This window comes from Arcicella sp. LKC2W, assembly GCF_034931005.1.
GTDB lineage: Bacteria > Bacteroidota > Bacteroidia > Cytophagales > Spirosomataceae > Arcicella.
On the sequence record NZ_JAYGIN010000041.1, the window covers coordinates 20,879 to 28,837 of the forward strand.

Sequence of the window (7,959 nt, forward strand, 5' to 3'; positions counted from 1 at the left end):
AAAGGTTTTTTTAACCGAATTTATAGTTTTTGAATCTTATAGATTTTTCGTCTATTCTCTCGCTCTATCTGCAAGAAATATTGTCCGCTCGTGTAACTTGAAAGGTCTAAAATTGTCTCTGCATTATTTATATCTTGTTCTAAAATTTTTCTTCCAAAATTATCAACTATTTGTACAACAGTGTGTTTATAGTTGTCGCTTTGTAATATCACTTTGTCGTTTGTAGGATTTGGAAAGAGTTTTATTTCAAAATCAGCGAGTTCTTCATTGGCGGTAACGAGTTCTAATTTGACGATTCCTGTACCTGATACTTTGCCTACACAATAGGAGTCGCTTACAGAAAAGATTTTGTAAGAGATGGGACTAAGCGGGTTGAGCTTAATTGTAAAAGGAGAAGCAGTTGCACGGTAAACGATGGCAGATAACTCTTCAAGTCCAAATTTTAATGACCAAGGAGCAGTACCTGTAAGATTGATTTTTACATTTACGGGCTTACCTTCTGAGAAAAAATACGTAGTTGAATCTAAGGTGGCGGTTGATGTTTTGAATGAATTTAATGAATAAACATTAGCAGAACTACTAACGTCTTTATCGGATGCAATTACTCTGATACGATAATTATCCCCTTCGGGTAAATCTTCTGGAATGGTAACTTTCAAGGGGCTTTTATCACCTTCCGAAACAATATCTTTAAAGTTTTCTCCATTTTTATCAGAGATTTGAACAGAGAATTTATTAGTTGTTGAGAAAATACCTTGAGTATCAAAATATACATATTGTTGTCCACCTGCACAAACATAAGTAGCTGAGTAAATACCAAAATTAGTTTTAATACTTTTATCCGTAACTGGATTTACAGTTACGGTGGCACTACCCGAAACTTTACCAATGCCACAAGAATTGGTAATAGATTTTAAGGTATAAGTAGTTGTTTTAGTAGGATTTACATTAATAAATTTCCCATAATAAGTATAACCTTGTGTATCATTGGATAATACATAAATGGCATCATCATAATAGGATGGATTGTTTTTGGTATTATTATTTACGACTGAAATATAAGTTTGTTGTCCAGAATTTATGATTGTATTGCCCGATATTGTGGCATCTGGTAAGGTTATTACTGAAAGATTATTACCAAAGGTTTTTGTAACGATTGGCTTTGTTGAACTCACTTCAAGCTGGTAAGTATCGAATACTAAATTATTTGGAATTTTTAATTTTGTTTCTCCTGATAATAATGAAACTTCATTCACATCATATCTATTTTTTTTACTGTCAATTAATGTAAATTTAAAGGTATTGCCTGCATCAAATTCTCCAAAACTTGAAGCATTCACTGTTATATCTTTCCCAGAGCAAATCGTGTAAATATTCAATTGATTAACTGTAATTGAGGGTTTTATGGTAACTTTTACACTACCTGTCCCTACTCCATAACCACAAGCGTTATCAACCGATTTTAGGGTATAGGTTGTATTTTTGACAGGGTTGTAAGTCTGATTATAGGGAGAATAACTCAATATTCCTCGAAACACCGTTTCATTATCATCAGTTACAATCGTATTTATTGTTGTGCTTCCTGATTTTAAATCATATTTGAGAACAACGCCACTTCCTCCATCAATGGAAGCCGTATTGGTGCCATCAGTCGCTGTTAAATTTATATTCGCTGGTGTTTGAATATTGATGGTCGATAATGATGATATTTGTTTAGGAGTGGTATTACTTACCAATCTTAAATAATAACTACCTGTTGCAAGTTCTGTCGGCAATTTTAGTCTAATATTATAATCAGTAGTATTGGTTACGAGGTCTTTAAAACTGGTATCTTTGGTAGAGGCAATCTGTAAATTAAAGGATGTTCCTGTATTGATAATACCATTTATTTGATAACTATAATTTACGCTATTGCCTGTACAATAAGGAGTTGAGTAATAATCATAATAGAATCTTGGGGTTATTTTGAAAGGAACCACTTTGATAGCATATACTTTACCGTCAACCGTTCCTACACCACATTCGTTAGATACTGATTTTAAAGAAAAATTGGTACTATTGGCGAAAGTCTTACTATAGGGTTGATTGTCTCGGAAAGATGAACCATCTGAAAATACGAATGTATTTGTTCCATAAATACCTTGAGTACGATTTAAGGACAGACTTAATACTTCATTGGGTAAAAGACCTCTTGATAAATCAGAATTAATGGTCAGACTTGCCACTGGTTTGGTATTGACTGTAATATAGGTATAATCACTTATTGCCGTTGGTGTACTACTTACCACTCTCAACGAATAATTATAATCATAGGCACTTCCGATAGTGGGAATAGTGACTTCAATTGGTGAAGTTTTTCCTGTACCAATAACTTTTGGACTACCGCCAGAAAGAGCAAATTCTACTTTAAATTCATTATCTGCTTTAAATGCTCCTATCGTATTAAAATACACTTTTATTTTCTCTCCTGCACAAACTTTTGACACTACACTTTTAATGACAATATCATTATCAGCAGGATTTTTAACGCTTATTGTAAAAACCCGAGTATCGCTTGTATTGACCGTTCCACAAGTATTACTGATAGACTTTAATTTAAAAGAAGTTGTTTTGATAACTTGTACGGGCAAATTGTAATACGAATTGGAATTGTAATAATACCCTCCAGAATTTAGTATTTGTGTTGTAGAATCTTCAAACGTTATCGTCATAATTCCTGACCCAGATATTAAAATAGGAATATAAGAAGTGCCTTTAGTTGATAACGTTACAGGGTTAGTGCCATACAATGAGATACTGGGTAGTGTTTTTACCTTAATTTGATTTTTGCTATAAGCTATCTCATCTCCATTGCTATAAACCAAACCTAAATAGTAATTATCTGTGTAAGCTGTGTAAAGACTAAATAAATTTTTGGGTAAGGTTACCTTGACTATTCCATTTTCAAAAACGGCTGGAATTTTCATATTTTGATAGCCAGAAGAATAGTTATAGACCGACAGAATTGCATAGATTGTTCCTACATTTTCATTCGAAGAATATTTTGCACTAAAAGATTCTCCCAGACATACCTCTAAGCCACTTTGCAAGGAGTCAACAATTACGCCTGCTTTAACGGTAACATTCATCAAATTTTTATTAGGAATACCCACACCACATCCTCCAGAGAACGACTCAATAGAATAACTGGTTGTTTTTTCGGGTTTGAGTTTTCCTGAAAATGAGTTTTGATAATTTGGAACACTCGGACTGGTAGATTCTGAATAAATATATGAGCCATCATTAAGTTTTACACTCCAAGGACCGATACCTGTATAATTAAATTTTATATCAACCTCTTTTCCCCAAAAAATACTGGTACTTGCTGAAGCAATTTCAACAGACGATTTTTCAGCAATAATAAGTGTATTGGGTGTCCAAGGAGAAATAGCTTGAGGACTACTACTCACAATACGAGCATAATATTGAATTCCAGTAGGAATATATGCAGGAATTACGGCTTCTATAAATCCGTCTTTTTCAACAGCATCAATTTCGTATTCCTTATTGTCATTGTAATTATATCCTTGTTTGAGTCCTATTTTAAATTTATTTGCTGTATTAAACTTTCCGTTAGCCGAATAAGAAACCTTAATACTTCCGCCCACACAAACATTTTCATTAGATGTTAGAAAAGGTTTAATACCTATTTCGTTCACCATAACTTTGGCACTACCACTTACTGTTCCAACGCCACAAAAATTAGAAGCATAGGCAATTTTGTATTCATTGGTTTTGGCAGGACTAATTGTATAGGAATAATTATAACTTGTTGATATATTATAAACAGGGATAACTGTACTATCATTCATTACCATTTTTATAGGAGTTGAACCAGAGCCTTTTACTAACAAACCAACTGCATCATAAGGATTAATGTTAGCTTGAGAAACTCCTATAAGCTCAAGATTAGGTTTTGAATGAAGAGAAGATATGTACGTATCTGCACTCACAATATTAGGCTTAGTAGCTACAATACGAACGTAATATGAATAATAATTAAAATTTTCTTCAAAATTAGCTGGAATGGTACATTTTAAAGGACTATTACTTCCTTCGGTCACAAGGTCTGTCCAGACATTGGTATATGAATTTCTGATTTGAACTTTAAAAGAATTTGTCGCATCAAAAGTGCCATTTGCCGTAAAGGATAAAGAAACCGCAGCACCTTTACAGATATTATTGGGTACTTGTCCAAGCGTAATACTTGTGGCTTGTTGTGCTTGAATAATTTGGAAGAAAACTAAAAGAAAAATAGCAGTTGTTAGTATATTTTTTTTCATGGTATTTGAGAACATTAATGAGTGTAAGTGTTTGAAAATCAAAGGTAATATTTTTTTATTTATCATAAACTATTTTAAACTTACTCAAATCTGGTTTGTATTTGCGTGTACGAGTAAGTTCATGATTATAAATGAGTTGCCCCAAATTTTTCATGAATGGAAAACCGATGGTATCATAATCGTATTTATCATCATTGAAAATCTCATCTTTATTGCACAACAAAACCGCCGAAACCATAAATTCTATACCTTTTTCAAAATCTACGATATAGGCATTGTCTAATAAAAACCCGTAGGCATCTCCTACTTTATTAAAAATTCTGATATTGGGATTCGGCACGTCATTTTTGCCACTTCCGTATAACATAAATTTGCAGTAAGTCGGGTAAAATTCAGTTAGATGATAATTGGGATAGGTACTTTCCGTCGGCATTTGCGACATATATTTGTACAGAAATTGATAGTCTTCGTCTTTCAAATTAAAGCGTTTTTTAGCTTCTACTGCTTCGGGGAAAATGATAGATTTTAAAACGGCTTGTTGGTCGAGCAGAGGGTAAAAGTTTCTGTCCTTAAAATCAAAAGGAGTATTCACTACAGAATCGCCCTGCATATAGCCTTTTCCGATACCAATGGGGGTTTCAGAACTATAATTTTTCTCAGAAATCACCATTGGCTGTTGATAGATAATTTCCTTGCCCGATACAAATTTTATCGGATTAGTTCTGCGGTTTTGCTCTTTGTTCATGCCCACTTGCAAACGGTGAAAAATGCGAGTGTTTTCATAGCCTTTTTTATGTAAAGCATCGTTAAACCCATCTTGTCCCAAAAATTCATAAAGGCGGTTAAAGGCATCATTATCAGAAACCATCAATATTTTTTTGATGTAATGAGCCACCGACGGCAAGCCATTTTCTGAGGTAGAATCTTTAGATACAGGTGTATGACGTTCATATTCTGCACCTGTCATCATCGTTGTTTCTTTGGTTAATCCTTTGATATTTAGATTATTAATTTTTTCCAAAGCCAAAGCACTCGCAGGAAACTTTACGGTACTGGCAGGATAAAAATATTCAGTATTGTTAATTCTATAACCGTAAGACGTAAATTTTGGGCGATTGTTTTTATCTCTATCTATCTGCGTATAAAGAATTTGCAGACGATATTTTTCTGGACTATCCAACAATTCTTTGAACTGTTCGGGTTTAGTAGCCAAAAGATTAGGCAGAAAATCGGTATTGATTTTTTGGGCGTTGGAAATGATGATATTCATTAACAGAATTGAAATGATGAAGTATATTTTTTTCATAATTGTTGTGGATGAAATGTTATTTTTTTGAGAATAACAGCATTTGCACATTTTAGCTTTAGCCAAATATATTGCGGTCTGACTATCGTCTGACCGAGTATTTGATTAGGTTTGACTATCGTCTGACCGAGTATTTGATTAGGTCTGACTATCGTCTGACTGAGTATTTGATTAGGTCAGACGATAGTCAGACCGTAATATTGATAATCATTGATTGCTTCACTACGTTTGCAATGACAGTATAAACGCCAATTTGTCCAAATCCTCTTTCAAATGTAAAGCACTAATGACCAAGCGAGTAACGGGAAAATCCGTTGCCGTTGGATACGGGAAACACGCCGTCATGATACCATTTTTCTCCAATAATTCATGCACACCCGACTGATGCGTACAGTAAGCAGGATAATTTTCGATGGAATCGAGAAAGGTATTTTTAGGAATTTGAGCGTTGAAATAAGCGATATTTTCCATTAATTTTTGTCGTTGTTCATGGAAATAATCAATAGAATTTATGAAGGTTTCTAACAAAGCGGGCATCATCGGCGATGCTCCTGCAAACATGGGAAATTTACGAATTTCGGTAAGTGTTTCGTCATCTGAAAAAATTACCCCACCTGTCATTCCCATCGCTTTGTTGAGGGAAGAAGTAATAATTATTGAGTGATTGAGTGATTGAATGATTGAGTGATTAACCCCAAAACTATGCGAAGCGTCAATGACTACGGTTATATTTTTATCATTCGGCAAATCATTAATCCACTGAAAATCAAAATGTTCTACATAAGGAGAGCCGACTGAATCGGTACAGATGACAATATTTTTGGCGGGACATTCTTTTACTTTTTCTACAATTTTCAATGCCCATTCGGAATAACTTAATCCCTTTTCCCAATCTTGTAATTTTAGATTTGCTTCATTCCAAAGGGCAGGGTGAGTTTTGGGAGCGTAGAAAAATTGTGTATCTGGTTTTTGCAGGAAATTACACACTAATTGCCCCGCCCACATTCCTGAAGAGACAGTTAAAGCGGCTGGCATTTGGGCAAATTTTGCGAGTTCAGTTTCTGCTTTTTCGTAAATTTCTAAACGAACGGTATTATTGCGAGAACTTCCCCACGAAGTACCATAACGAGCAAACGCTTGGATAAAATTTTCTCTAAATCCCTGATGATGAGGCATTCCCAAGTACGACGTACCACTAAACCAAAGATATTCTTGGCTATTGGTTGTTAATATACGGCTTGGAAGATGTTGAGTTGTGTAATTCATGAATTAATGATGAATGATGAGTTATGAATGATGAGTTAGAAGAAATTCCTCTTATCATTAATAATTCATAACTCCTCATTCAATTTAAAATCTATGCAATGAAGTCAATGGAAAAGTCCATTCGGGCGTGGCAAGTTGGGTGTCCAAATCTTTCAGACTGTACCAAGCTCCACCTTTGGGATTTTTGACAATGTGAATATCCTGTGCGGGCATATAACTTTGAGCCAGTAGGAATATTTTATCTTTGGTTTTCGGGTTTTCCGCCACGTCCATTACAATCATGGCGTGTCCATACGACTTTGGATTTGACACAATAAACACATCGCCAATTTGTAAATCAGCTAAGTTTTTGACCGTTTTCATTTCACGCTCAAGCGTATAGGTATTAGCGTAATTAAAAACCATGTCCTGATATTTCCTAAAACCTACCTTAGAATTATCTGCCGATTTCGACTTCACAAAACCCTTATTAGTAATTCGATAACCGTTTTTGTATTTGTCGTAAGTCATGGCTACACCGCCAAAAGTTTTGAACGAAATATCCGCAAACTGTTTCTTTGCATACAGATATTCACTCCGCAAACGCATCACAGCATCGGCACATTGTTGAAGGTCTTGCGTGCCTCGGTCAATATCCAAAACCGCCACTTGTTGAGCATTCGTTTTCTCCTGACCATTATAAAAATAGACTTTCGCTTTATCTTCTTTCAATGGAAAATCACGCAAATATGCTCCAAATGAGTCTTTTGCAACATTCACACGCTGATAATCAACGGGTAAATTAAAGCGAGTTTCAACCGTTTTTCCTGTTGGATTGATGGTTTGGAAAAAGAGGAAAGTAGTTATGAGTAATTGGGTCATGGGTAAATGTTTGATTATTGTCTGAACTATGATTGATAAAATTCGGAAGTATATACAATTTGACGCAAGTCAAGTTAAAACCTCACCCCGACCCCTCTCCGATGGAGCAGGGCTGTTAAGTTCTTTGATATATTGAAAATACTTTAACTTTGCACAAAATAAAATTTGTCAAATGAGTCTATTAAGTTGTTTAAGTGTGATAAA

General features: G+C 34.6%; 4 protein-coding genes. All 4 read right to left on the bottom strand.

The window, feature by feature from the left end:
- Nucleotides 1–20: 20 nt before the first annotated feature.
- Entirely contained in the window at nt 21–4,322 is a 4,302-nt protein-coding gene (locus VB796_RS22890) for a T9SS type A sorting domain-containing protein (RefSeq protein WP_323348923.1), read from the bottom strand.
- Between the two features lie 55 nt (nt 4,323–4,377).
- Nucleotides 4,378–5,628, bottom strand: coding sequence for a serine hydrolase (locus tag VB796_RS22895; RefSeq protein WP_323348924.1), 1,251 nt, complete (start codon nt 5,626–5,628; stop codon nt 4,378–4,380).
- 222 nt (nt 5,629–5,850) lie between these two features.
- Nucleotides 5,851–6,894 carry an aminotransferase class I/II-fold pyridoxal phosphate-dependent enzyme gene (locus VB796_RS22900; protein ID WP_323348925.1) on the bottom strand — a complete coding sequence of 348 codons (1,044 nt, stop codon included), beginning with the start codon at nt 6,892–6,894 and terminating at the stop codon, nt 5,851–5,853.
- Nucleotides 6,895–6,978: 84 nt separating this feature from the next.
- Nucleotides 6,979–7,755, bottom strand: coding sequence for a DUF4846 domain-containing protein (locus tag VB796_RS22905; RefSeq protein ID WP_323348926.1), 777 nt, complete (start codon nt 7,753–7,755; stop codon nt 6,979–6,981).
- Nucleotides 7,756–7,959: the final 204 nt, after the last annotated feature.